The organism is Paenibacillus sp. 2TAB26 (assembly GCF_052115145.1).
Lineage (GTDB): Bacteria > Bacillota > Bacilli > Paenibacillales > Paenibacillaceae > Pristimantibacillus.
The window spans coordinates 271423-296910 of the sequence record NZ_JBFRGC010000004.1; the positions used below are offsets into that span (position 1 = coordinate 271423).

The 25488-nt window shown below is 45.4% G+C and carries 23 protein-coding genes and 2 riboswitches; of the genes, 14 read left to right on the top strand and 9 right to left on the bottom strand.

Annotation, left to right across the window (positions count from 1 at the left end):
• Positions 1–49: 49 nt before the first annotated feature.
• Positions 50–796: a hydrogen peroxide-dependent heme synthase gene (gene hemQ / locus AB4Z50_RS05765; protein ID WP_441876761.1), complete on the bottom strand. Its 747-nt coding sequence runs from the start codon at positions 794–796 to the stop codon at positions 50–52.
• Between the two features lie 164 nt (positions 797–960).
• Between hemQ and AB4Z50_RS05770 the strand changes: the two genes are divergently transcribed.
• From AB4Z50_RS05770 to AB4Z50_RS05805, 8 genes are all read left to right on the top strand, one after another.
• Entirely contained in the window at positions 961–1251 is a 291-nt protein-coding gene (locus AB4Z50_RS05770) for a YuiB family protein (RefSeq protein WP_076267568.1), read from the top strand.
• Positions 1252–1459: 208 nt separating this feature from the next.
• Positions 1460–2992 (top strand): helicase DnaB, encoded by a 1533-nt coding sequence (locus tag AB4Z50_RS05775; protein WP_441876764.1) that lies wholly within the window; start codon positions 1460–1462, stop codon positions 2990–2992.
• Between the two features lie 21 nt (positions 2993–3013).
• On the top strand, positions 3014–3970 hold the full coding sequence (gene dnaI, locus AB4Z50_RS05780; RefSeq protein WP_076267750.1) for a primosomal protein DnaI: 957 nt from the start codon (positions 3014–3016) through the stop codon (positions 3968–3970).
• Between the two features lie 387 nt (positions 3971–4357).
• Positions 4358–5464 (top strand): sulfate ABC transporter substrate-binding protein, encoded by a 1107-nt coding sequence (locus AB4Z50_RS05785; RefSeq protein ID WP_076267570.1) that lies wholly within the window; start codon positions 4358–4360, stop codon positions 5462–5464.
• A 34-nt stretch (positions 5465–5498) separates the two neighbouring features.
• The gene (gene cysT, locus AB4Z50_RS05790) at positions 5499–6332 is read left to right on the top strand and encodes a sulfate ABC transporter permease subunit CysT (RefSeq protein ID WP_441876767.1); all 834 of its coding nucleotides are present in this window, start codon (positions 5499–5501) and stop codon (positions 6330–6332) included.
• 17 nt (positions 6333–6349) lie between these two features.
• Positions 6350–7234 (top strand): sulfate ABC transporter permease subunit CysW, encoded by an 885-nt coding sequence (gene cysW, locus AB4Z50_RS05795; RefSeq protein WP_339204419.1) that lies wholly within the window; start codon positions 6350–6352, stop codon positions 7232–7234.
• Between the two features lie 24 nt (positions 7235–7258).
• Positions 7259–7501 carry a YezD family protein gene (locus AB4Z50_RS05800; protein WP_076267573.1) on the top strand — a complete coding sequence of 81 codons (243 nt, stop codon included), beginning with the start codon at positions 7259–7261 and terminating at the stop codon, positions 7499–7501.
• Positions 7502–7599: 98 nt separating this feature from the next.
• Positions 7600–9534 (top strand): hypothetical protein, encoded by a 1935-nt coding sequence (locus AB4Z50_RS05805; protein WP_441876772.1) that lies wholly within the window; start codon positions 7600–7602, stop codon positions 9532–9534.
• A 77-nt stretch (positions 9535–9611) separates the two neighbouring features.
• Here AB4Z50_RS05805 and AB4Z50_RS05810 read toward each other — a convergent pair whose 3' ends face one another.
• On the bottom strand, positions 9612–9758 hold the full coding sequence (locus AB4Z50_RS05810; protein WP_144376731.1) for a YqzM family protein: 147 nt from the start codon (positions 9756–9758) through the stop codon (positions 9612–9614).
• A gap of 208 nt (positions 9759–9966) precedes the next feature.
• Between AB4Z50_RS05810 and uvrC the strand changes: the two genes are divergently transcribed.
• On the top strand, positions 9967–11871 hold the full coding sequence (gene uvrC / locus AB4Z50_RS05815) for an excinuclease ABC subunit UvrC (RefSeq protein WP_339204416.1): 1905 nt from the start codon (positions 9967–9969) through the stop codon (positions 11869–11871).
• Here the strand turns inward: uvrC and AB4Z50_RS05820 are convergent.
• Positions 11837–13465 carry a CPBP family intramembrane glutamic endopeptidase gene (locus tag AB4Z50_RS05820; protein ID WP_441876776.1) on the bottom strand — a complete coding sequence of 543 codons (1629 nt, stop codon included), beginning with the start codon at positions 13463–13465 and terminating at the stop codon, positions 11837–11839. The two genes, uvrC and AB4Z50_RS05820, sit on opposite strands and share 35 nt — an antisense overlap.
• A gap of 245 nt (positions 13466–13710) precedes the next feature.
• A riboswitch (cyclic di-AMP (ydaO/yuaA leader) is annotated at positions 13711–13915 on the top strand.
• A 90-nt stretch (positions 13916–14005) separates the two neighbouring features.
• On the opposite strand from AB4Z50_RS05820, the gene AB4Z50_RS05825 reads away from it, so the two are divergent.
• Positions 14006–15346 carry a TrkH family potassium uptake protein gene (locus tag AB4Z50_RS05825; protein WP_339204413.1) on the top strand — a complete coding sequence of 447 codons (1341 nt, stop codon included), beginning with the start codon at positions 14006–14008 and terminating at the stop codon, positions 15344–15346.
• A gap of 18 nt (positions 15347–15364) precedes the next feature.
• Positions 15365–16027 (top strand): potassium channel family protein, encoded by a 663-nt coding sequence (locus tag AB4Z50_RS05830; RefSeq protein ID WP_076267751.1) that lies wholly within the window; start codon positions 15365–15367, stop codon positions 16025–16027.
• Between the two features lie 101 nt (positions 16028–16128).
• Here the strand turns inward: AB4Z50_RS05830 and AB4Z50_RS05835 are convergent, their stop codons facing one another.
• On the bottom strand, positions 16129–17037 hold the full coding sequence (locus tag AB4Z50_RS05835; RefSeq protein ID WP_076267578.1) for a LysR family transcriptional regulator: 909 nt from the start codon (positions 17035–17037) through the stop codon (positions 16129–16131).
• Positions 17038–17341: 304 nt separating this feature from the next.
• On the opposite strand from AB4Z50_RS05835, the gene AB4Z50_RS05840 reads away from it, so the two are divergent.
• The 3 genes from AB4Z50_RS05840 to sdhB are packed head-to-tail and all read left to right on the top strand — an operon-like array spanning position 17342 to position 20562.
• Entirely contained in the window at positions 17342–18013 is a 672-nt protein-coding gene (locus AB4Z50_RS05840) for a succinate dehydrogenase cytochrome b558 subunit (RefSeq protein ID WP_441876780.1), read from the top strand.
• A gap of 24 nt (positions 18014–18037) precedes the next feature.
• Positions 18038–19795, top strand: a complete 1758-nt coding sequence (sdhA, locus tag AB4Z50_RS05845; protein WP_076267580.1) for a succinate dehydrogenase flavoprotein subunit — start codon at positions 18038–18040, stop codon at positions 19793–19795.
• Between the two features lie 2 nt (positions 19796–19797).
• Positions 19798–20562, top strand: coding sequence for a succinate dehydrogenase iron-sulfur subunit (gene sdhB / locus AB4Z50_RS05850; protein WP_441876783.1), 765 nt, complete (start codon positions 19798–19800; stop codon positions 20560–20562).
• Positions 20563–20724: 162 nt separating this feature from the next.
• Here sdhB and AB4Z50_RS05855 read toward each other — a convergent pair whose 3' ends face one another.
• The 5 genes from AB4Z50_RS05855 to corA all read right to left on the bottom strand — a co-directional run bounded on the left by AB4Z50_RS05855 (position 20725) and on the right by corA (position 25026).
• Positions 20725–21033, bottom strand: coding sequence for a winged helix-turn-helix transcriptional regulator (locus tag AB4Z50_RS05855; protein WP_441876786.1), 309 nt, complete (start codon positions 21031–21033; stop codon positions 20725–20727).
• A 143-nt stretch (positions 21034–21176) separates the two neighbouring features.
• On the bottom strand, positions 21177–22022 hold the full coding sequence (locus AB4Z50_RS05860; protein ID WP_441876789.1) for an EamA family transporter: 846 nt from the start codon (positions 22020–22022) through the stop codon (positions 21177–21179).
• A gap of 163 nt (positions 22023–22185) precedes the next feature.
• Positions 22186–22995 (bottom strand): histidinol-phosphatase, encoded by an 810-nt coding sequence (locus tag AB4Z50_RS05865; RefSeq protein WP_441876792.1) that lies wholly within the window; start codon positions 22993–22995, stop codon positions 22186–22188.
• 45 nt (positions 22996–23040) lie between these two features.
• Positions 23041–23943, bottom strand: a complete 903-nt coding sequence (locus AB4Z50_RS05870) for a LysR family transcriptional regulator (RefSeq protein WP_076267585.1) — start codon at positions 23941–23943, stop codon at positions 23041–23043.
• A 147-nt stretch (positions 23944–24090) separates the two neighbouring features.
• Positions 24091–25026 (bottom strand): magnesium/cobalt transporter CorA, encoded by a 936-nt coding sequence (gene corA, locus AB4Z50_RS05875; protein ID WP_076267586.1) that lies wholly within the window; start codon positions 25024–25026, stop codon positions 24091–24093.
• A 307-nt stretch (positions 25027–25333) separates the two neighbouring features.
• Positions 25334–25443: riboswitch (SAM riboswitch) on the top strand.
• Positions 25444–25488: the final 45 nt, after the last annotated feature.

Here is a 25488-nt window from a genome sequence, read left to right on the forward strand (position 1 = left end):
AAAAAAAGAAGCCCAAGCCATTTGTAGAAAAGGCTTGGGCTTCTTTCTATTATATTTTCAGCAAAGCTTGGAATTTTTCTGCATTCAAGAAATTGCCGACATAAAAATCGCCGAAGTCAGCGTAACGAGCGCTCACTTCATCAAAGCGCATTTCATAAATCAGCTTCTTGAATTGCAACGCATCATCGGCGAACAGTGTAACGCCCCATTCCCAGTTGTCGAAGCCGACAGAGCCGGTAATGATTTGTTTAACTTTGCCAGCGTATTGGCGACCGATCATCCCGTGGCTGCGCATCAACGTTTTACGCTCGTCCATTGCGAGCATATACCAGTTGTCTTGTCCATCCCGGCGCTTGTTCATCGGGTAGAAGCAGATGTGGTTTGCTTTTGGCAGCGTCGGCTTCAATCGAGCGATAATATCCGGGTTTTGCATCGGATCAGAGCCCGGTTGTGCCATGTAGTTGCTCAGCTCTACAATGCTGACATATGAAAATACCGGATATGTAAAGCTTGCGAACGTTGTTTTGTTAAACGCCGTTTCAAGTTCGTTAAGCTCCTCTAGTGTTTCACGCAAATGCATGAATACGAAGTCTGCTCTTTGACCAACGATTGAATAAACGGCTGTACTGCCTTCTTTATTTTCCTCCACTGTGGTCCATTGCTGCAAAAACGTTTGCAGCTCGTCCAGCGCGCGGCTGCGTTCACTTTCATCGGCTAAGCGCCAAGCGGTCCAATCCACACTGCGGAAATCATGCAGCGCGTACCAGCCTTCTAATGTTTGTGCTGCTTCACTCATCGTATAAATGCTCCCTTCAAGCTCCATAATGATGCTCTAGTCATTGTATCGTAAGGAGGGCAGAGTGAGCAAATGGCGGTCTTGTGACATTTGTCCTCATATAATTGACTTCCATCTAACCATTAATTAAACTAATAAACGAGAGTGTGAAAGGGGAAGTTTGGATGCTTCAATTAATTATTGCAACCGTGCTGTTTTTAGTTATGATGTTCGGCATTGGCTTTATTTTGAATATGTTGTTAAAAACAACGTGGTTCCCGATATATTTATTTGTTATCGCATTAATTGTATTAGGCATTTGGGCTCCTTGGGATCAGTCGGCGTCAACGACGATTGAAAACTTTGCTCACTACACGGTTTTTGATTACATACCGGTAATTGGAGCACTAATCGGCGCATACGTAAGCGGATGGGCGATTCAGGCGCTGCGCAAGGGCGGCTACAAAATGTTTTAAGCCAAGCAAAAACGCCTTCAGCGTCCACTGGATGCTGAAGCAGCTTTGACGGAAAAATATAAGATAAGCAGAAGGAACGAATGATATGCCTTCTTATATTTGAAAAAAAAATCCCTCCTTCGGGGGATTTTTCTATTTTCCGACTCGTCCTGAACATCGGTTTTTATGTTAAAATGATAGAATGTTAGTGAAGGATGGAGCTGATGCTATGCGCATCAATAATATATTGCAGTACACTGAACACCACCGATATTACATTTTTCGCGATTTTTCGCTAAGCAGCCTCGACTACAAAATGCTGTCGCTAATCTATCAGCCGATGATTGGCGCATTTGCCGTCGCATTTTACCAGCAGCTGTATCATGGCATTGCCGAAGGCACCTCGGGCTACTCTTCGATTGAGCCGCAGCGCAAGCTGTTTCTTGGCTTAGGGCTGGAGATGAACGAGCGCGGACGCAAGCATCTTATCGAGCAGGCTTCGAAGCTGGAGGCTGTTGGATTGCTGCAAACGTCACGATTAGGCGTTCCTGATAATGCAGATGTTATTTATGAATACGAGATGTCGCAGCCGTTGTCGCCAGTCGAATTTTTTCGCAATATGCATTTAACGATGCTCTTGCGCGATAAGGTTGGCAAGTATGCGGTAATCTCGCTTCGAGAATCATTTGGCGCTAATGAACCGGATGAGCTGGCAGGAGCGAAGTTAACGAAAGAAAATATATCCGTGCCTTTCTATGAGCTGTTTAAGCTTAATATGCAGTCCGTAGACAATGAGCTTGAGCAAGCGTTGATAGAGGTTGCGCCATCGCGGCAATCTGCCGCTAGGCCGGCACAAGCAACAGCAGGCATACCTTATGGAGAAATTATTTTGCGTTTTCCTCGTAATTCCGCCAATCGGCGGTTCGTGGAGCGGCTGCGAAGTGATGAAGAACAACTCTCGCAGGTAAACTATGTAGCTTACAAATATAATTTGGCTGTAGTGGATATATGTCGTTTGCTTGATGAGGACGGCATTTTTGGAGAGAGCGGCACACTGAATGTTGACGAGCTTCAACTGCGGGCTAATCAATTTTATAGGCAGGACAAGAAGCGGGAAGGCGAACGGCAGCGAGCGCTGTCACGCACGCAAGTTGTTGCGGACGAGGAGACGGTTGATCCTGATGAATTGACCGAGGAATACGAAGTGCAAGAGCAGCATTATTTGCAAGTTCCAAATCAGCTTAGCGGCCGCTGTGATGTTCAGCAATATAATATGCTGATGCGAAATGAACCACATACACGGTTTCTTCAGCGCTTTTTCCCCGGAGCAGTACCGGATTGGATTGAACGAGTGTTTGAACGCATCGACCTCAATTATAAATTAGCTGCCCCTGTTATAAACGTACTTATACATTATGTTATCGGAGCTAACGATGCGCAGCGGGTGACAAAAACATTTTTGGATGCCGTAGCATCGAACATGCTTGTGAAACAAATCGATACATTCGAGAAAGCAGTGCTTTATGTGCGAGAGCAAGCGCAGGTGGAGCAGGATAAGGAGCGCCGCAAGGAAGCTGCGACCAGTTACGCTGGCGGAGGCTATAACGGCTCGAAAGGCGGCTCCAGAAGCGGAGGCAGCAGCAGGGGCACATCCCGTAAGCCTTCTATTCCAATCGTACAGGAAGATCAATCGGCTTCGGCAGTTTCGGCCGATGAGCTTGAAGAGCTGTTGAAGCTGGCTCGGAAATTAGACGGTAAATGATAAAGGCGGTGTAAGCAGATGATGGAGTCGATGGGCGAATTGCTGAAGGCTTGGCCTTCCGGCAAAGCCTTTACGGAAAAGGCGGAGCATAAGCTGACTGAGCTGCTTGCAGAACCGCTTGTTGAGAAGCTTCGCGTTAAATATCCGGATTTGGATGAGCAGACAATCCGTCTTAATTTGAATCGGGTTTATCAATATGTGACGGAATACAGGAACTGTACCAATTGTCCGGGCTTAGACAATTGCCCGAATGATTTTGAAGGCCACTATACGCTGCTTAGTTCTGATACGGTGAATGGACTAACGCAGTTATATGACCGTAAGGTAGCATGCAAGAAATTTAACGCTCGTCAGAATGAGGATCAGATTAGAAGCCGGATCAGAAGCTTCTACATAGACGAGAAGGCGCTGCAGCGCGGCTATTCGTCAGCTGAGATTATTACGAGAGATCTTGAGCGTGCAAAGGCGGTTGGGCAGGTTCAGAAATATATCGATCGCACGAAAGAGCATGGCTTGCAGGAGGAAGGCTTGTATTTGGCAGGCCGCTTTGGTACAGGCAAAACATTTTTAATGTGTTATTTGCTTCATGAGCTTGCGAAGGCTGGATATTCTGGAGTGATCGTCTACATGCCTGACTTTGTAGAAGATCTGAAGACGCTCATGCATGAGCCTGGCAAGCTGAAGGAAACGGTCGAGATGATGAAGGAAACCGACCTGCTTATCTTTGATGATATGGGCGCGGAAAATTTAAATCCATGGGTTCGCGATCATGTACTAGGCGCGATCTTGAATTATCGGATGCAGCGCAAGCCAACGTTCTACACCTCCAACTACGAGCTGGAGGCGCTGGAGAGGCATTTTAGCTTTACGAGCAAGGATGGCGATGAGCTGCATAAGGGACAGCGTATAATGGACCGTATACGGCCTTACGTTGAAGTCGTTATGGTTACCGGCGAAAACAAGCGCGGACAAAAGTAATTGATTAAAGCTTTGGTTAACGGATTCCTATTCGCGGAATTTGTTGACCAAAGCTTTTATTTTGTTTAAGGATAGCAGCAGCATCAAGCTTAATCTCAATATGGTTGAAAGCGTATTCAGGATGAGTGCTGTTTTTATACTGTGTCGTTCGTTCTGCTAGCATATAAAGCTTTCTTATAGGACTTATCAATTATTTGAAATTAAGTATTGACAGAAAGTGGGGCTCGCTGGTAAGATTCTTCCATAACCAACTAAGCAGGTAGGAATAATGTTTTCCGACCGGACGAACCGGAGCAAACACCTATCCAGGAGAAACATCCTCACAGGAAGTAAACTTCATAAATGTTTCTGAAAGCCTGTTAATTTAAAAAAGGGGTGTATGGAAAGATGAAGAAAATTACTCATGTTCGTTCCGTTGTTATTTTATTGGCATTAGTGCTTGTATTGGCTGCTTGCGGTCAAGGCGGCAACAACAAAACAAACAAAGAAACGAATAAGCCTACTAACGAGGCAACTAATACAGCTGCAACAGACGCACCTACGGATAAACCAAAACCGCCAGTTGAGCTTTTGAATGTATCCTACGACCCTACTCGTGAGCTTTATGTAGCATTTAACGCGGCATTCTCGAAACATTGGAAAGCGGAAACAGGTCAAGACGTGACGATAAAACAATCGCATGGCGGGTCTGGTAAACAAGGCCGCGCAGTTATTGATGGCCTGAAGGCGGATGTTGTAACACTTGCACTTGGTTATGACATCGATGCAATCGTTGAGCCAGGGCTAATTAATGCGGATTGGCAATCAAAGTTTGAGCACAACAGCGCTCCTTATACATCAACAATCGTATTTCTAGTTCGTAAAGGAAATCCAAAGGGCATTAAGGATTGGAACGATCTAATCAAGGACAAAGTTGAAGTTATTACTCCAAATCCTAAAACATCTGGCGGAGCTCGCTGGAACTATCTTGCTGCATGGGGTTATGCGCTTAAGCAAAATGGAAATGACGAAGCGAAAGCACAGGAGTTTGTTACACAATTATTTAAGCATGTACCTGTACTGGATTCCGGTGCACGCGGATCAACAACAACGTTTGTAGAACGCGGAATTGGCGATGTACTGCTTGCTTGGGAGAATGAGGCTTTCCTATCGATCAATGAGCTTGGTCCAGACAAATTCGAAATCGTATATCCTTCTTTAAGTATTCTTGCTGAACCTCCAGTAGCTGTAGTGGATAAAGTGGTAGACGAGCGCGGAACTCGTGAAGTAGCGGAAGCTTACTTGAAATACCTTTACACAGAAGAAGGCCAAGAAATTGCAGCTAAAAACTACTACCGTCCAATTTCGGAGACAGTTGCTGCAAAGTATGCAGATCAATTCAAAACTCTAGAATTGCTCACGATTGATAAAGATTTTGGCGGCTGGAAAGAAGCGCAAACCAAACACTTTGCAGACGGTGGCATTTTCGACAAAATTTACACACCAGGCTCATAATGCAAAGCATAAACAAGATTGGAGCTGACTTCACATGAAAGGTTCCAAGCCCCGTAACGTACTGCCGGGTTTTGGTTTGTCGCTTGGATTCACATTGTTTTACCTTAGCATTATTGTATTGATTCCGCTGACTGCCGTTTTTTTCAAAACGGCAGAGCTCAGCTGGTCTGAATTCTGGAGCACGGTTACGAATGCTCGTGTCGTTGCATCTTATCGAGTCAGCTTTCTAACCGCATTTTTTGCCGGACTTGTTAATGCGGTATTTGGCCTATTAATTGCATGGGTGCTCGTTCGTTATCAGTTCCCAGGCAAAAAAATCGTCGACAGTTTAGTGGATCTGCCATTTGCACTGCCAACTGCAGTGGCTGGCATTGCTTTAACTGCGATCTATGCACCGAATGGTTGGATTGGCTCATTGCTCGCACCACTCGGCGTCAAGGTTGCTTACTCCCCGCTCGGTATTACCATCGCACTAATATTTATTGGACTTCCGTTTGTTGTTCGTACGGTACAGCCGGTGCTGCAGGATATGGAGAAAGAAACGGAAGAAGCGGCAGTTATGCTCGGAGCCTATCGTTTAAGAACCTTTTGGAAGGTCATCTTGCCTGAGCTGTTGCCAGCACTACTAACTGGTTTTGCTCTAGCCTTTGCAAGAGGTATCGGAGAATATGGTTCGGTCGTGTTCATATCGGGCAATATGCCGCTGAAAACAGAAATAACTCCACTGCTCATCATGACGAAGCTGGAGCAATACGATTACGCTGGCGCTACTGCCATTGCACTCGTAATGCTCGTTGTATCCTTCCTGATGCTGCTAGTCATTAATTTACTGCAGTGGCGAATGAATCGCCGCACAGTATCAGACTAAGAAGGGAGCTCATACAAATGGCTGGAGCAATTACAGTACACACGAATGCAGAAGCTTCCAAACGTCCGAGGCATATTACAGAATCAGGTCCCGTCAAATGGCTGCTTATTATCATTGCGATGCTGTTTCTTGGATTAGTTGTCCTGCTGCCGCTGGCATCGGTATTTGTTGAAGCATTAAAAAAAGGTGTAGGCGTATACATTGATTCGATTACGGAGCCGGATGCTTTGTCAGCGCTTAAACTCACGCTTATCGTTGCATTAATCGCAGTTCCTGTGAATACGGTCTTTGGTATTGCTGCGGCCTGGGCGATCAGTAAATTTCGCTTTCGCGGTAAAAATATTTTAATTACGTTAATCGATTTGCCGTTTGCTGTGTCGCCAGTCATTTCTGGATTGATCTATGTGCTGTTATTTGGCGCACAGGGCTTTTTTGGTCCTTGGCTCGATGAGCGTGGCATCCAAATTATATTTGCAGTTCCTGGAATCGTACTTGCAACCGTGTTTGTTACGGTCCCCTTTGTTGCTCGCGAGCTTATTCCGTTGATGCAAGCGCAGGGCGTCCAAGAAGAGGAAGCAGCTGCAAGCTTAGGCGCTAAAGGCTGGCAAATCTTTTGGAAGGTTACTTTGCCAAACATCAAGTGGGGGCTTTTGTATGGCGTTATTTTGTGTAACGCACGAGCCATGGGCGAGTTCGGCGCTGTATCTGTCGTATCCGGCCATATCCGCGGAGAAACGAATACGCTGCCGCTGCATATTGAGATTTTGTATAACGAGTATCAATTTTCAGCCTCATTCGCCGTTGCTTCTTTGCTCGTCATGCTAGCGGTCGTAACGATGATCGTGAAGAGCATTGTAGAGTGGAAGTCTGGCACGCAGAAGCCAGCGGAGAAAGCTGAATAAATGACAATAATGGAGGGGTTTGAAATGGCAAAACCGCTAGAGTTAGATGCGCAATGGCTGGAGCGTATTTCTGAACAAGTAACGGGTCTTAATTATGGGCATGTAACGATCACTGTTCATGATGGAAGAATTGTACAGATCGACCGGACGGAAAGAACACGTTATGATGGTCCCTCTCAGAAGCAGCAGGTTCCGTCCGAATCTTCACAGCAATCGAAGCAGCGGGACAATTCATCAACGGGCGAAGCGCTTAGAATTGTGCAGTAGCTCCCTAATAGATTCGATAAAAATACAACAAACCCAATGCCGCGCAGGCATTGGGTTTGTTGTATACTGGAAGAAAAGTATCCATAAGGAGAATATTAATGCCGGATTGGTCCTATCAGTCCTTGTTTCGACCTCTTTTATTCAGGCTTCCTTCTAGGCTCAGCAGAACACTGACTCTAAAAGCAATGGGAACGCTGAGCAGTATCCCAGGCGGTACTTTTGTCATTCGTACACTTGGGCATATGGAGCCATCACCTCACTTGGAGCAGAAGCTAGCAGGCATTTCCTTAACTACAAGTGTGGGATTGTCAGGCGGTCTAGATCCGCAAGGAGTGGCGCATAAAGCGCTGGCTCAGTTTGGAATCGGTTTTATCGAGCATGGTCCAATCACCGTCAAGCAAATTAAGAGTGATAAGCCTATAACGAATGACATCCTAAATGAAACCATTCGATATCCAGATTATTATGAAAACGATGGTGTAGAGCAATATGCTGAGCGTATGGGAAAGCCCGGACATTCGTTGCCGCAGCTGGCAAGAATTGCTCCAATGCCGCATGCTTCTTGCGAGCAGGCTCTAATCGAACTTAAAAGCATGCTGGTGCAGCTAAGTGCAGCGGGTGCGGCTGGTTTTTATGTTGATGTCCTGCATTCATCAAGGAGCCTCGAAGAAGCCCTCACTATTTTGAAAGGCATAGCCGGATACGCTTCCGCACAACCGCATGCTAATAAACCTTTGTTTATTTATGTTCCGCCTGACTTTTCTAATGACAGCTTAATCTCCCTGATCCACGCAGCAGAGGGAGTTTGGAGAGGCGTGGTCATTGGAGAAGCAATCTGCGATGATAACAACGATGGCTATGCCGCAAGCATGGGTAAAGAGGCCAAGGCGCTTACTTTGGCCAAAATAAAGCTGCTGCGAAAGGAATGCTGTTCCCACTTGCTAATCAAAGCGGGCGGGGGCGTGCATGAGCCGCAGGATGCGTTAGATTTGCTGAAAGCAGGCGCTAACGCCGTTCTACTTCACAGCGGACTGATTTATGCAGGGCCTGGTCTGCCAAAACGGATTAATGAAGCTGTCATTTATGAGCAGGTCCGAGATCTTCCTGCGCAAGTGACTCCATCATTCTGGAAGCATTGGGGCTGGATGCTCCTGCTTGGAATCGGCATGATTATTGGCGGGATATTGTCTTGGATTATTGCTGCGACTACGGTGCTGCTGTCCTATGACTTGAATTTTATAGACATGACGCTGGACGAACTGAAGCAAGTCAACCATCATTTGCTGCATTTTATGTCTCATGACCGAATTACGCTTTCCGGAACGATGATTACAATCGGCATATTGTATGTTCAATTGGCTAGACATGGATTAAAGTATAGTCTGCACTGGGCTCGAACAGCTTTGATGACGTCTGGTATTGTTGGATTTTTAAGCTTTTTCTTATTTCTTGGCTACGGTTATTTCGACCCGCTGCATGCGCTAGCTGCTGCGGTTTTGTTCCCGATGTTTCTGCTATCCATGCGCAGAAATCCGGATCAGCCCTATCGCTTGCCAGTTAATGTTCGTAATGATCGATTATGGCGTTTGGCGATGTATGGACAATTTTGTTTTGTTGTTTTGGGCTTTGCGCTGGCTGTAGGCGGTTTAACGATCGCAGGCGTTGGGATTACAGAGGTGTTCGTACAGTCAGATTTGGTTTATTTGAATACGACGCATAACGAGCTGAATGGGGCGAACTTGAAACTCATCCCGTTAATAGCCCATGATAGAGCAGGATTTGGCGGAGCGTTGTTCTGTGCTGCGCTGGCCATTCTTATTATTGCGCTATGGGGAATCCAGCAGGGATCGCGCTGGATATGGTGGACGCTGCTGCTTGGCGGAGCACCGGGCTTCTATGCGGGCTTAAGTGTTCATCTATCCATCGGTTATATCGATTTTTTGCATCTTTCACCTGCGTTGTTTGCGTTATTGCTTTATATACTCGGACTTATTTTCTTGTATCCTTATTTAATGAGAAAGCAACAAGCATAGCGGAATTATATCTGATTAATCAGCTGCGTATCGTTGATAGGCAACAAAAAAAAGGAGCAGCTCGCTGCTCCTTTTTCTTATGAAATGATGAATTTCACGATTACAGCAACAGCGAAAATGACGGTCATTAAACCGAGCATGCCGCCAAAGCCGAACACGACGTCCATCAAGTCATGGCGAGGCTCTTCGTTAAAATGCTCGCGCGGGTCTCTTACGTTTTCCATCGTTGACGTCCTCCTTGAAAAAGACCGATTGCGTAAGTAACAACCAATTTACGGTCGTCTTTATGTAGTATCGGTTTATTCAACTTATATTAGTATACTCAAACAGATAAACAGTTGTAAAGCCAGAACCGGTGACAATTGTAAAACAAAGTATAGCCGAGTTATGATAAAATATGAACAGAATCATTTGGCAGTCGGAGGCGAGAGCATGGATCATCAGCAAACGGATCGGGAGCAGGCAGAGCAGCAGCTTGCAGAGGCAAAAGAGACGATACGGAACAAACTAGCTTTGCTCCCGGATCAATCAGGCTGTTACCTCATGAAAAACAGCGAAGGCGTCATCATTTATGTAGGCAAGGCAAAAGTGCTCAAAAATCGCGTGCGTTCTTATTTTAACGGCAGCCACAACGGCAAGACGCAGCGGCTCGTATCTGAAATTCGTGATTTTGAATTCATTGTAACCTCTAGCAATATGGAAGCACTTATTTTAGAATGCAACTTAATTAAACAATACCATCCAAGATATAACGTCCTGTTAAAGGATGATAAAACGTTCCCCTATATCAAAATTACGAACGAGAAACATCCGAAGCTCGAGGTCACAAGACGTATCATTAAAGACAAGGGCAAGTACTTTGGCCCTTACCCGAATGCTTATGCCGCTCAGCAGACAAAGAAGCTTCTGGACCGGCTATATCCGCTTCGCAAGTGCAAGACACTTCCTGATAAGGTGTGCTTGTATTATCATCTAGGACAATGTATTGCACCATGTGAATTTGATGTGCAGCAGAGCGAATATGATCGGATGATTCAAGAAATTTCAAAGTTTTTGAACGGCGGTCAAGATGTCGTGAAAAATGAGCTGCAGCGCAAGATGGAGGAAGCAGCCGAGAAGCTCGAATTTGAACGGGCGAAGGAGCTTCGGGATCAGCTTATTGCAATCGATGCGGTCATGGAGAAGCAGAAGATTACGATGTCCGATGCGCTTGACCGTGATATTTTTGGTTTTGCAGTAGATAAGGGCTGGATGTGCGTTCAAATATTGTACATGCGCCAAGGAAAGCTTATTGAGCGGCACGGCACAACTTTTCCTTATTACGGGGAAGAGTATGATGATTTCATGACATTCGTTACGCAGTATTATAGCGATAATCCGGCTTTGCCTAAGCAAATCCTGCTGCCAATACCGCCTGAGCTGGAAGCGGTGGAATCAGCGGGCGGAGTGGCAGCAGTTGATGAGGCAGCCGCTACGCATGCTGACGATGTCATTGCATCCTTGCACAGCTGGCTGAAGGTTAAGGTGCTTATGCCGCAGCGCGGACGCAAGAGTGAGGTCGTAACGATGGCTATCGATAATGCAAGGGTGATGCTGGACGAGAAATTCAGGCTCATCGAAAGAGATGAGGAACGAAGCGTTAAAGCGTCAGAGTCGCTTGCAGGCTGGCTAGGACTGGATGAAGTACGCCGAATCGAGGCATTTGATAACTCCAATATTCAAGGTACGAATCCAGTTTCGGCTATGGTTGTCTTTACGGACGGCAAGCCAGATCGCAAGGAGTACCGTAAATACAAGGTTAAGACAGTACAAGGTCCAGATGACTACGAAACGATGCGCGAGGTCATACGGCGCCGCTACGAGCGTGTGGTGAAAGAGGAATTAGCTCCGCCGGATCTGATCGTAGTCGATGGGGGCAAAGGGCAAATATCAGCGGCGCTCGACGTGCTTGAGAATGAGCTTGGCTTATACATCCCAGTTTGTGGTCTTGTGAAGGATGCGAAGCATAAGACAGCACAGCTTATGACTGGAGATCCTGCGGAGATTGTTCCTTTGCCAAGGGACAGCCAGGAGTTTTATTTGCTGCAGCGCATTCAAGATGAGGTGCATCGCTTTGCGATTACATTCCACCGCGAGCAGCGCGCCAAGTCCATGGTGGAGTCGAAGCTTGATTCGATTCCGGGCATTGGCGAGAAACGACGCAAGCTGCTGCTCAAGCATTTTGGCTCGATCAAAAAAATAAAAGAGGCCTCAGTCGAAGACTTCCGGCCTCTATCTATTGGTGATAAATTAGCTTCGCAAATTATAGCTGCCCTAGGGGAGGAGTCGTCGTCATAGACGGCTTCTTCTCTTTTTTGTGACTTAAATATTTTAGAACAAATGCAATCAGTACCGGCAGCACGGAGAAGAAAATAGCCGAGATTATGTTCGGTGCTGTTCCAATAGTGAGCAAGGATAGGCCAACTGCAACGCTGTTGAAGATGGCATGGGTGAACATGGCTGTAATGAAGCCGTATCTGACGAAGATAAAGCTGAACAACAGCCCGATAATCATCAGCTCAAACAATCTCGTCGTAGACGGATAAAAAGGATACATCACATGGCCGAGCGCCCAGAAGAAGGTAGGCAGCAGTGCTGCGGCAAACGTGTTTTTAAACCACCTGCGAAATAGTCCAATACCGAAGAAGCGGAATACGGCTTCTTCGCCAATTGCGGCAGCCCAAGCAAGCACGGGCATCAGCCAAAGAATGCCCATATTGTATGGGGATTGTGAGGCATCTGATGTTTCCCAAGTGCCAATGGACAGCTTTAAGGCGATAAAGATAACCGATTGAATTGCGAATAAGATGATCGCGAATAAATAGGACAAGCCGACGCTGCGCCAAACATAATCGCCATACCCTCTTTGACCAAAACGCGGCCATAAAGCGCGGCCCTGCGCCTTCCAGAGGCCGTCTCCGGCAACAATGGATACATAAATGGAACCTGCCATTGGAATCGCTAGCAGAACACTTACGATGGCAGTGATCGATACGGTAGCGCCTGCCATATCCGTCTCGCCGAGCGTAGCCCGGATACCATCCAGAACGTTTAAATTCATGATCGTATAAGTAATTAAATAAATGATCGTTAATACGATTCCGTATTTAAAGGATGTATGTTTTCGATACAAAACGGAGTAAATAATAGCTAAGACGAATAAAACGAAGCTCATGAACAGATAACCGATAGAGGTAAGGTATCCAGCTATTTTATCTTGTTTCTCTACATAGTTTATGTAATCGGATGGTGCTTCGAATATCGGTTTATATTTAGTAATGATCGTACGGTCATTCACGACAAGAGCGTTAACCAATACGTTAAGATGAGCATTTTTAATGGAATAACCTGCAGGAGGCTGAGGCTGCCAATCACCATTAGGCAATATTTGACCGCCAATGAATTCAGTACCGCTGAAATTTCCTGCAGTTAGGAAGGCAATAGCTTCTTTTGCTTTATCTGCATCTGATAGCTGTTCCCCCTCAAGCTTCAAGTTCCAAGCTACGACTTTCCCGCTATGCATATGCAGATAAATATATCCGCTGCCGCCGCCTACGAATTTAAGATCAACCTGAAATGTATCTGTAGGAAACATGGGGTCATATTTATCCGTATATGCTTTGACTAGCTCATATTTTGATAAGTAGCCATTCATAATTTTATCGGTTTGATGTACGGCTTTAGCCGATTTCACCTTCAAGCCTGTTTCTTTTTCAACAAATGCAGACGCCTTATCCTCCGCCGCTGATTTCGTAATGACCTTGGTATTCATTTCGCCAGATGAGATGGCCGTAATCATTGGAACGATTTGTACGGCCCCATAAATAATAAAGCAAGCAACTGCTGCCCATATAAATCGTTTCCATTCATTGGGTTTAATAGAATCAATCATAGTTTCACCTCAACTGTCTTCATAATAAATAGCTCATTTTATTACCTTAACATATGAATCCCTAAATTATCCAATGAAAATGACCGTTTGTTTTCAAAAAAATGCGAAATAACGATGTCCAGCAAGCTAGCTATGTGCTGGTTCGTCCCATTGCCCTAATTTGAGCTAATATCGTCCTGTTTGTCATAAACGTCACCTTTATATCAGGAGTGCTTAGGGATTATAATCGTTATCGTCATACTAATTGCATAGCATAGCCGAATTTCCTAAGGAAATCGGGGGAACCATAAAGTTGTCTAAATGGATGAGCCTGCTGAAAGCAAAGCAGTTCAACATTAGATAGCATGGGGTGAATTTTAGCGGTGAAGCATCGTCTTCTTCCGCTGAATAGGGCTGCCTGTCCAGGCCCGAATCCGTCAGCTAACCTCGAAGGCGTATTGGAACAGGACTCATCGCACGAGCACTTGAGTTTCCAGTGCTTTTTTTTATGCTTAAAAACAATAAATGACAATATGACATAATCAAAAAGAAGGGAAATGGATGAAGGTTAGTTGGAATGTTTTGAAGTGGTCACCCCCGCGTATTTTGGTAAGTGGATTCGCTCTTATTATATTGCTGGGTGCCTTATTATTATCCATGCCTTTTGCATCGGTAAGCGGTGAGAGATTGCCTTTTATAGATGCGCTGTTTACGGCAACTTCGGCAACCTGTGTAACAGGGTTAGTTGTCGTTGATACTGGAACTTATTTCTCTATATGGGGTCAAATCATATTAATGTGCCTGTTCCAGCTTGGCGGACTCGGATTTATGACGATGGCAACGCTGGTAGCGCTCGTACTTCGCAAGAGGATTTCGCTGCGTGAGCGGCTTTTGCTGCAGGAATCCATGAACCAGTCGAGCATGGAAGGCATCGTGCGTTTGATTAGACGCGTTATTGTGTATTCATTGACAATAGAGCTTATTGGCGCTGCGTTGTTTGCTTCGAGGTTTGCATTTGATATGCCGCTGGGCAAAGCGATTTATTTTGGAGCCTTTCATGCGGTTTCATTGTTTAACAATGCTGGTTTTGATATTTTTGGGAACTATCGCAGCTTGACCTTATACGTTTCTGATCCAGTCGTCAATATTGCAGCTATGATGCTGATCATTTCGGGCGGACTTGGCTTTGTCGTTATGTCGGACCTGATGGAGTTCCGCAAAAACCGCAAGCTGTCGCTGCACAGCAAGGTCGTGCTATCTATGACAGGAACACTTATTGCAGTAGGGACACTCGTCATATTTATTTTTGAATTCTCGAATTCGAAGACACTGGGCTCTCTGGACTGGGGCGGGAAAATTTTGTCCTCGTTCTTCCAGTCGGTAACGCCGCGGACGGCAGGAGCCAATACGCTTGATTATACGGCTATCCGGCAAGCAACGATGTTTTTCACCATTATATTAATGTTTATTGGCGCCTCGCCCGGCTCGACGGGCGGCGGCATCAAAACAACAACCTTTGCAACGCTGGTCGGCGCTGTATTTGCAATGATTAGAGGACGAGAGGACATCGTTCTTTTCCGTTACAGATTAGGCAAAGACAGAATTTTTAAAGCACTCACGATTACTTTGATCTCTTTATCGCTTGTCATTATTGTAACGATGATCTTGTCGATGACGGAGGATCAAGCTTTTATAAAGCTATTGTTTGAAGCGACATCAGCATTTGGAACAGTAGGATTATCCGTTGGTGTTACGCCAGAGCTGAGCCTTGTTGGGAAAATAGTCATTGCATTAACCATGTTTGCCGGAAGACTTGGACCCCTGACGCTCGCATACGCGCTTGGGCCTCGTACAGAGAAAGAGCTTTATCGGCATCCAGAAGGCAAAATTACGATTGGATAGGAGACTTTGCAAGTGGGAATTAAAAAGAAACAATTTGTCATCATCGGCTTAGGGAGATTTGGTTCGAGCTTAGGGCGCGAACTCGTCCAGCTTGGCCATGAGGTGCTTGGAATAGATAAGGATGAAGAAGCCGTTCAGGACATGAGCGGTATTCTAACCTATGCTGTATCAGCTGATTGTACGGATGAAGAAGCGCTGCGCTCCTTGGGTGTAAGAAACTTTGATTGCGGAGTTGTCGCGATTGGCGATGACATTCAATCCAGCATTTTGACAACCATACTGCTTAAGGATTTGGAAGTGAAGCAAGTTGTAGCGAAAGCTTTGACTGAACTACATGGCCGGGTGCTTGAGAAAATCGGTGTCGACCGCGTGGTCTATCCTGAGCGCGATATGGGTATTCGAGTTGCGCATCAGCTTGTATCCCCAAATCTATTAGATTATATCGAGCTTTCCAAAGAGTATACGATTGCCGAGCTTGCCGTACCGCAATGCTTGGATGGCAAGTCATTGCATGATCTTAATCCGCGAGCTAGATTTGGATGTAGCATCGTAGCCATAAATAAGCCCAATGGCATCATCATCGCACCGACAGCAACGGATGTCCTTTCACTTCGTGATGTCATGGTTATTATAGGAACAAATGAGCAAATAGAAGACTTCGAAGCATCCGTTATCCGTTAATTTTTTTATGTAGTGGAAAAGGCTTATTATTAGAAAAAGCAGATTAGGCTGAAATGGATTTGGAAGTGTAATATTGGAAATGCTGAAGGACAGCAGCTATTTTAAAAGCTGCTGTCCTTTTTGCTGGGGAAGCCTGCTGCAAGCTCGTTGATCCATAGACGAACGGACGGGCTGAGGGCGGCCGAATCCGCATGAATGAGCGAGGTGGTACGCTTTGTATCTTCAAGTTCTCGAATGGGAATGACGGTAAGATCATTGTCTTCAAGCAGTTGATTGCGCATATATGATTGAGGCAGGAGCGTCGCAGCACGGCAAGTATGCAGCAGCCGAAGTATAGCTTCAAACGAATCAATTTCCATTCGCACATCCGGCTGAAGATGATATTTGTCAAACAGCTCGTCGGTCAACAACCTGTACCAAGTGCCTTTGGAGAACAAGATCATCGGCATGCCGGTCACATCCTGTATACCCAGCGTGCCTTTATCGGTAATGACCTGATTACGAGGCACCACGAGCGATAGATGATCCTCAAACAGCGGAATACACCGCAGCGTTGAATCCTCAATACTAGAGGCGACAATGCCGATATCGGCTTTGTGATCTCGTACGAGCGATACGATTTCATGCGTCTTGCCGGTAATCGCTTTAATGTCGATCTCCGGATGAGTTGAAGTTAAGCTTTGAATGAGATCGGGCAAAGTCGTTTGAAGCGTCGTCAAGCTTGCGCCAATAGTAAGGGTCGTATGTCCAGCTGAGGTGAACTCAGAGACGGTTTGCAAATATTTGCGATGAAGCTGGCGAAGCTCCAAAGCATATTCATAGGTCAATTGCCCAATTCGAGTAAGCTCCAGCCGCTTTCCGATGCGATGAAACAAAGGAGAGCCCAGGTCCTGCTCAAGCTTGGCAATTTTACGAGAAAGTGCAGGCTGAGACAGGTTTAGCAAGGCGGAAGCCTTGTTCATACTGGACTGTTCCACAATAACGGTGAAGACATGCATCTCTTCATTCATGAATGAAACCCCTTATGTCATTTTGTTATAAGAAATTATAAAAAATAAGCAATTCCATTATAAGCTTAAAAGGAGTAGGATGGGAAGTGTGGCTAATATGTGTCGAGTTTTGTTGACGGACATACATGCTGGGGTTACAATGTAGAATGATTTGCCAAGCGTAAACTGCTGATGACAACCATTGGCTGCACAGCACCTCGTTTGCGCTGGAATATAAGCAATGTATAAAGGGGAAACCGATACATTCTTATATTTTAAGAAAAAGCATGCTAGCACTCACAGTTTTGAAAGGAGAAGGAATGACATGAAAGGAAATTCGTATTTCTCGCGCAAGCTTCACTCGCTTCTCGGGATCATTCCACTCGGCGGATTTATCGTCGTGCATGGTCTGACTAACTACCAGGCGTTTGAACGCGGGCCTGAAGGCTTTGACAAAGGCGTAACTCTCATTAACAGCATGCCCGTGCTGCCGCTGCTCGAGATTTTCGGCATTTACCTCCCGCTATTGTTTCATGGTATTTACGGCTTGTATGTCGCTTACCAATCGAACACGAATACGGGACGTTTTAAGTACGGCCGGAACTGGGCGTTTACCGCTCAACGGGTAACTGGGGTAATTACTTTTGTATTCGTTTTCTGGCACGTATATCAAACTCGGATTCAGGTTTATCTCGGCCACATCAACCATGAGGAACTGGGATCAACGATGAATCAAATTGCGAGCAACCCTACTTACTTCGTACTTTATGTTATTGGTGTATTAGCAGCTGTTTTCCACTTCAGCAACGGCCTTTGGGCGTTTCTGATCAGCTGGGGCATTACGATTGGCCCGAAAGCTCAACGCATCTCTTCATATATTTGCATGGGCGTTTTTGTAGTCGTATCAGCATTGTTTATTCTTTCGCTTATTGCATTCAGCGGAGATCAATTCAAAGAAGCTGCAAGTGCTGCATTGGCACTTACGAATATCGGTTAGTTTGTAGACAAGGAGCGAAACGTTATGGCTAAAAATAAAATTATCATCGTAGGCGGCGGTCTTGCAGGCTTGATGGCTACCATCAAAGCAGCAGAAGCTGGCGTTCACGTTGATCTGTTTTCACTAGTACCGGTCAAACGTTCCCACTCAGTATGTGCACAGGGCGGCATCAATGGCGCTGTTAATACAAAAGGAGAAGGCGATTCTCCATGGGAGCATTTCGACGATACCGTATACGGCGGAGATTTCCTCGCCAACCAACCGCCAGTTAAAGCAATGTGTGATGCGGCACCAGGCATTATTCACTTGATGGACCGGATGGGCGTTATGTTCAGCCGTACATCCGAAGGCTTGCTGGATTTCCGTCGCTTCGGCGGCACGAAGCATTCCCGTACAGCATTTGCAGGCGCAACGACAGGTCAACAGCTGCTTTATGCACTGGATGAGCAAGTTCGTCGCTGGGAAGCAGCTGGACTAGTTAACAAATTCGAGCACTGGGAATTCCTTGGCGCTGTTGTTGACGATGACGGCATTTGCCGCGGTGTTTCGGCACAGGATCTTCGCTCGATGGAAGTTCACACGGTTCGTGCAGATGCAGTTATTCTTGCATCAGGCGGTCCTGGTATTATTTTCGGCAAAACAACGAACTCTGTTATCAACACCGGCACAGCTGCCAGCGCAGTTTACCAGCAGGGCGTTAACTACGCAAACGGCGAGTTCATTCAAATTCACCCAACAGCTATTCCAGGCGATGACAAGCTCCGCTTGATGTCGGAATCAGCGCGTGGTGAAGGCGGACGGATTTGGACGTACAAAGACGGTAAGCCTTGGTACTTCCTAGAAGAAAAATACCCTGCTTACGGAAACCTTGTTCCTCGTGATATTGCGACTCGTGAAATTTTCAGCGTGTGCGTAGATCAGAAGCTTGGTATCAACCAAGAAAACATGGTTTACCTTGATTTGTCTCACAAAGATCCGAAGGAGCTTGATGTTAAGCTCGGCGGTATCATTGAAATCTATGAGAAATTCATGGGCGACGATCCACGGAAAATCCCGATGAAAATCTTCCCAGCGGTTCACTATTCAATGGGCGGCATGTGGGTTGACTACAATCAAATGACAAACATTCCTGGTCTGTTTGCAGCCGGTGAGTGCGAGTATCAATATCATGGTGCGAATCGACTTGGCGCCAACTCTCTGCTATCCGCTATTTACGGCGGTATGGTAGCTGGACCAAAAGCTGTTGAGTATATCAAAGGCTTGAAGAAATCAGCTGAAGATGTAGCTTCCTCCGTATTTGACCGCGAGAACAAGCGTCAAACGGACAAGTACAACAGCATCGTTAATATGAAGGGTACTGAAAATGCATATGTCATTCACAAAGAGCTAGGCGAATGGATGACGAACAATATGACGGTTGTTCGCTTTAATGACAAGCTGGAGCAAACGATCCACAAGATCAAAGAGCTGAAGCAGCGTTATGCGAATATCAACATTAACGATACAGCGCAATGGAACAATGCAGGCGTTGCCTTTACTCGTCAGCTTTGGAACATGCTTGAGCTTTCTGAAGCAATGACGCTAGGCGCATTGCTGCGCAACGAAAGCCGTGGCGCTCATTATAAACCAGACTTCCAAGAACGCGACGACGAGCATTTCATGAAATCGACGATTGCGAAATGGACGAAGGAAGGTCCACAAATTTCTTACGAGGATATCGACGTAAGCTTGATCAAGCCGCGTAAACGTGATTACTCGAGCGACAAGAAGAAAGGAGAATAATGATGGCTGAAACGACTGTAGCTACAAAATCGGTTAAGTTTATCATCACTCGCCAAGATACTCCTGAGTCCCAACCATATACGGAAGAGTTTGAAATTCCTTACCGCGCTAATATGAACGTTATTAGCGGCCTGATGGAAATTCAACGTAATCCGAAAAAGGCAGATGGAGCAAGCACGGCTCCTGTATGCTGGGATTCCAACTGCTTGGAAGAAGTATGCGGCGCATGCTCAATGGTCATCAACGGCAAGCCTCGTCAAGCGTGCAGCGCTTTGATCGATAAGCTTGAGCAGCCGATTCGTCTTGAACCAATGAAAACATTCCCAGTAGTTCGTGACCTTGTTATTAACCGTGAGCGCATGTTTGGTGCCTTGAAACGCGTTAAGGCATGGATTCCAATCGACGGAACGTATGATCTGGGTCCTGGACCGCGGATGGCAGAAACGAAGCGTCAATGGGCTTATGAGCTTTCCAAATGTATGACTTGCGGTGTGTGCCTTGAAGCGTGCCCGAACGTAAATGATCGGAACAGCTTCATCGGTCCTGCTGCAATTTCACAGGTTCGTTTGTTTAATGCTCATCCAACGGGTGAGATGAACAAGGAAGAACGTCTGGATGCACTGATGACAGATGGCGGCATCGAAGGCTGCGGCAACTCGCAAAACTGTGTTCGCGCATGTCCGAAGGGCATTCCGCTTACGACTTCACTCGCAGCAATCAATAAAGATACAACCAAACATCTATTCAAAAAATGGCTTGGCATGTAGTCCAAATGATTTATAGGAAACCCTCGATCTGATCGGGGGTTTTTTATTTGTCTATTGTGATATTGATTATTATTATCAATGATAGTAGATAAATAATCCTTTGTCAATTCCAGATAAAAGAAGAGAAGGCAATAAAAAAAACCGCCTAAGCGGTTTTTTATCTTACATCCATTGTTCGCCCCAAGTTTGAATGGACTCAATGACTGGCTGAAGCTCCCTGCCTTTGTCGGTTAGCTCATATTCAATACGTACAGRCATTTCTGGATAAACTTGACGTTTGATAATCGTTAATGTTTCAAGCTCTTTCATCCGGTCCGTTAGCATTTTGTCGCTCATTTCGGGAATTTGTTCCTTAATCTCTTTGAACCTTTTTGGTCCTCCAAGCAATACCCGAATAATTCTGCCAGTCCACTTCTTGCCTAAAATGTCGGCTGCGGCTTCATACTTTGGGCACATTGTCGAATAATCCAACCGTATCACCCCGCTTTTTGTAATACTATTGTACCATACGAACAAACTAAAAGTAAGTTAATTTCAGTGGGAATGCGATTGTTTGATCGTATATTATATTTACTATATAAAAGTTAGGAAAATACAGGAAAAGCGTTCGCTAATTACAATCGAATAACAATCAACCCAAGAATGGTACAAGCAAAGGCTGCCCACTGCAGGATCGTCAACTTCTCTTTATAAAATATAATAGCGCCAGCTGCTACGACGAGACTGTTCGTAGCAAAGATAGGCGCTGCAAGATTCGCTTGTCCAGTAGCAATCGCGACTGCATAAAGCTGCAATCCTCCGTATGAGAACAGACCCGCAACAATTCCGAGCCAAAGCCCAGTTCGCTCTGAGGAACGTGCAGCGGTCGTTTTGACCGGGATGAGAAACCAGCAGAGAGAGAGGGCATAAGCGATGAACAGGATCGGGGCGCTAGGAAGATCCAACTCATCGGTGACCTTTAATCCGCCATTGCGCAGCGCAAATAGCACGACTGCCAAAAAGACGAGAATGAACCATCTTTTTTCTATAATCGTGAGCGGTTCCTTTCGTTTATGAGCAATAAAGACGACAGCAAGCAGAAGCAGCGTAATGCCTATTGCTTCCGAAGCGCTGAGCGGCTCGTTGTACCACAAAGTCGCTAAAGCAACAACTAGGATAATGTTCATATTCGTTAGGGGAGAGGTCAAGCTGGCGGGTCCAAAATGCAATGCTTTCATAAACAAAGCGTTTCCCCATGCTGAGCCTGCTCCTATTATGATGCCTGCAATCCATACCCTCGGATCAGCAAGAAAGAAAAACGTTCCTTCAAGCGTCGCATGCACCCCAAAACCTAACGTTCCAGAAGCATACAATCCGAGCAGCAGCGTTCTTGTAGAGCCGCCCCGCATTTGTGATACTTTCATCCACCAGCCTGCTAGTCCAAATAAAACAGCGCTRCTGATGGCTGTAATGAGCCACATCGTTTTCCAACCCCTCAAATTTGTTACACAAATGAAATAGTTCTGTTATCGTCTCATTACATTAGTGGGCTATTATAATAAACAAGACCCCCTTTTTAATATATCCTTTTGGGACCTGCGACGTGCAGGTCCACTTTTTTTGTCTAAAGCCCCTCATGAGCTCTTATATCGGTACAATAACTTGCTGGCGCTTGCGATAAAAAACCCACTGTGAGAAGCCTATTTCCTTCAGCCTTTTCTGTACGAGCTCCCAATCTTCGCCAACTCTGCTTGGCTTATGCGCATCCGAACCAAACGTCACATTTACGCCAAAATGTAGTGCTCGCTCCAAGATTGCATCCGATGGATACCATCCGCCTACATCTTTGGTACTGCCTGATGTATTAATCTCTATGGAAACGCCGCATTCGGCAATCGTTTGCAAAGCATCGTCAATTTCTTTATTAGCAGGTATATCGGAGAAAGCAGGGTAATACCCCTTCATCGCGTCGATATGTCCCAAAATATCAAACATGCCGCTGCGTGCAGATTGTTTGATAAGATCATAGTAGCTTTGCTTCACTTCAATATGCTGCTGTTCATTTAAGTTTTTAAACCGATTGCGATTGAATATGCTGACGTCGCCAACTTGATGAACAGAACCAATGATATAATCGAAGGGCACGCCRTCATATGCTTTTTTGTAGCTGTCTACATATTTAGGAAAAAAATCCGATTCTACTCCAAGCATAACCTCGATTTTGCCTGCGTATTTCTCCTTCAACCGCAATACTTCATTAACATAATTGGTGAATTCGCTTCTTGCCATTGCAATGCCTGGCGAAGGCTGATCATTCTCATGATAAAAGAAGGGGGAGTGATCCGAGATGCCGATAACCTGAAGCCCGGCTTCAATTCCGGCTAAAATATAATCCTCGATATTGCCGTCGGCGTGGCCGCATCTAAAATGATGGGTATGTAAGTCGAATTTCATTTTTTATCTCTCCTAGTTTTTTGTCTAGTGGAAGCTTCTTGTCGACTACTCGCTGCTAATGAATTGATGCTCAGGCATGCCTTTTAGATCACTTAAAAATTGCTTCAGTGCGGTATTGATGTAACGGCCTGATTTATAAACCACGCCAACGGGATGACTTATTTCAAGCTCGTTGACCTTTATCATTTTTAGTGTACCCATACGGAGTTCGTTTGCTATCGAAAGTTTGGATACGACTGCGGCGCCTAAATTAATTTCAACCATGCGCTTCACTTCCTCGCTGCTGGAAACCTCCATTACGATATTGGGTTGAATATTGTATTTACGAAAAATTTGATCGACAAATCTCCTGCCAAGCGTGTCTGGAGCAAGCATAATCATTGGAATGTCCTTAAGCGTATCAACTGTCGTATGCGTCAACCTGCTCATGGGATGGGAAGGAGGAACGACGAGCTCAAATGTATCATAATAAAGGACGGAGGAGGAAACGTTCGGATTTTTTTCAGAAAGATATGTAATCCCTATATCGACTGACCCGTTCTCGACACTGGCCATAACTTGGGATGAGGGCATGGAATGAATCGTTGTTTTAATAAAAGGAAATTGGTTTTGAAAATAGGATAGCACGCGCGGTAAAATCTGAATCGCTATTGAAGCCGTAGTTCCGAGTAATATGTGTCCTTGCGGCGTAAGGTTCATATCGGAAAGCTTCTGCTTCAGTTCTTCCACAATCGAAAGAACTTGCTCCGCATGCTCCAAAAAAACTTGTCCGTGTTCCGTTAATGTAACTGGCTGATTGCGATTAATGAGAATCGTTTTGAATTCATCCTCAAGGCTTTTGATTTGTGCCGAAACAGCTGGCTGTGTGAGATTCAGCAGCTCGCCAGCTTTCCTGAAGCTCATCGTTTTGGATATCGTAAGGAGTGTTTCAAGCTGACTAATATTCACGTCAATCCCCCTCTCATAGGTACTTAATGCTCAAACTCATATTCTACTATTATAAAGGATAGCGGCCATTACAGCAAAAAGGCTGCAGCTCGTTAGGCATAAATTGCCCGTACGAGTGCAGCTCTGTAATGAATATGGCACAGGTCTCTAGAGCCATTCTTTTTTGCGGAAAATATAAAACATGCTTATGCCAAGCAGCAGCATGATACCAAGTAAAATGTATGATCCTAACCGAAGGTGAAGGCCTGGAATGAAATCGAAATTCATCCCATAGATGCCGGTTATAAAGGTCAGCGGCATGAATATAGTCGTAATTGCTGTAAATACGCGCATGATTTCATTGGCACGGTTGGATACGCTGGACTGATAAGCTTCGCGTAAGTTGCCCATGAGATCGCGGTACGTATCGAAGGACTCGGCAATTTTCAAGGCGTTCTCGTATATATCGCTGAAATATTTTTGTAGCTGATCATCAATGAGCTTCAGATCTTTTTTGTTAAGCGTTGCAATGACATCGCGTTGTGGACCGAGCACTTTCCTCAGCCACAATATTTCACCGCGGAGCCCGATGATTTCGTTCAAATGCGATTTCTTAGTGTGCATTAATATATCTTCTTCAAGCGCTTCAATGCGCGTATCAATGCGGTCGCCAACGAGGAAATAATTATCGACAACAATGTCGACGAGATGATACAAGAAATAATCGGGCCGGCTAACCTCTTGTTCCCACAGCACAGGCTTTAGAGAACGAAGCTCGTTAATTTTTTGCTTGGTGACCGTAATAATGAAATGGCGGCCAAGGAAAATATTGAGTGCCCTTAGGAAGATTTCTTCGTCATCAAATCGTATGCTGTTGATTACAATAAAATAATGGCTTTCGTAAATTTCAATTTTTGGACGCTGCTCCTCTTCACTGAGGCAATCCTCAACTGCCAGATCGTGCATGCTGAATAGGGGCTGTAAAATAGCAAGATCCTCCACATCAGCGTCAATCCAGTAAAATCCTTCTTTCGAGGGAATAAGTGTTTCGTTAATATCTTCAATAGTGGTGAACATGCCATTGCTAACAAGGCGGATTTTCATCCGGAGTCACTCCTTTCTTTCTTCAGAGGAAACTGCCGGCTGAATCGGACTTGGCCGGCAGTAACCGTATTCGATCGTTTTCAGGCTTCGGTCGGTCGCCTTCCATGTCCATATGCACCCCTTTATAAGTCAAATAAATGAAATAATTCTTGTCTAGTATACTCCCGCGTCAGCTTTACATTCAAGCCTAAAAACAATCGTTTTTTTCATCTAAATGTCAAGGATATGAATAGAGGATCTTGACGCAATTGTCAGAATGCATTAAAGTGAAGGTGAAATGAAACCGCGGAAAATTGAATAGACTACTTTCTTATCAAGAGCAGGCGGAGGGACTAGCCCGATGAAGCCCGGCAACCGGCGTGTAAAACGCACGGTGCTAATTCTTGCGGAAACTTTAATGTTTCTGAGAGATGAGAGAGGCGGATGGCTTATTTACTGAGCATACGACCTTTTCTCACAGCA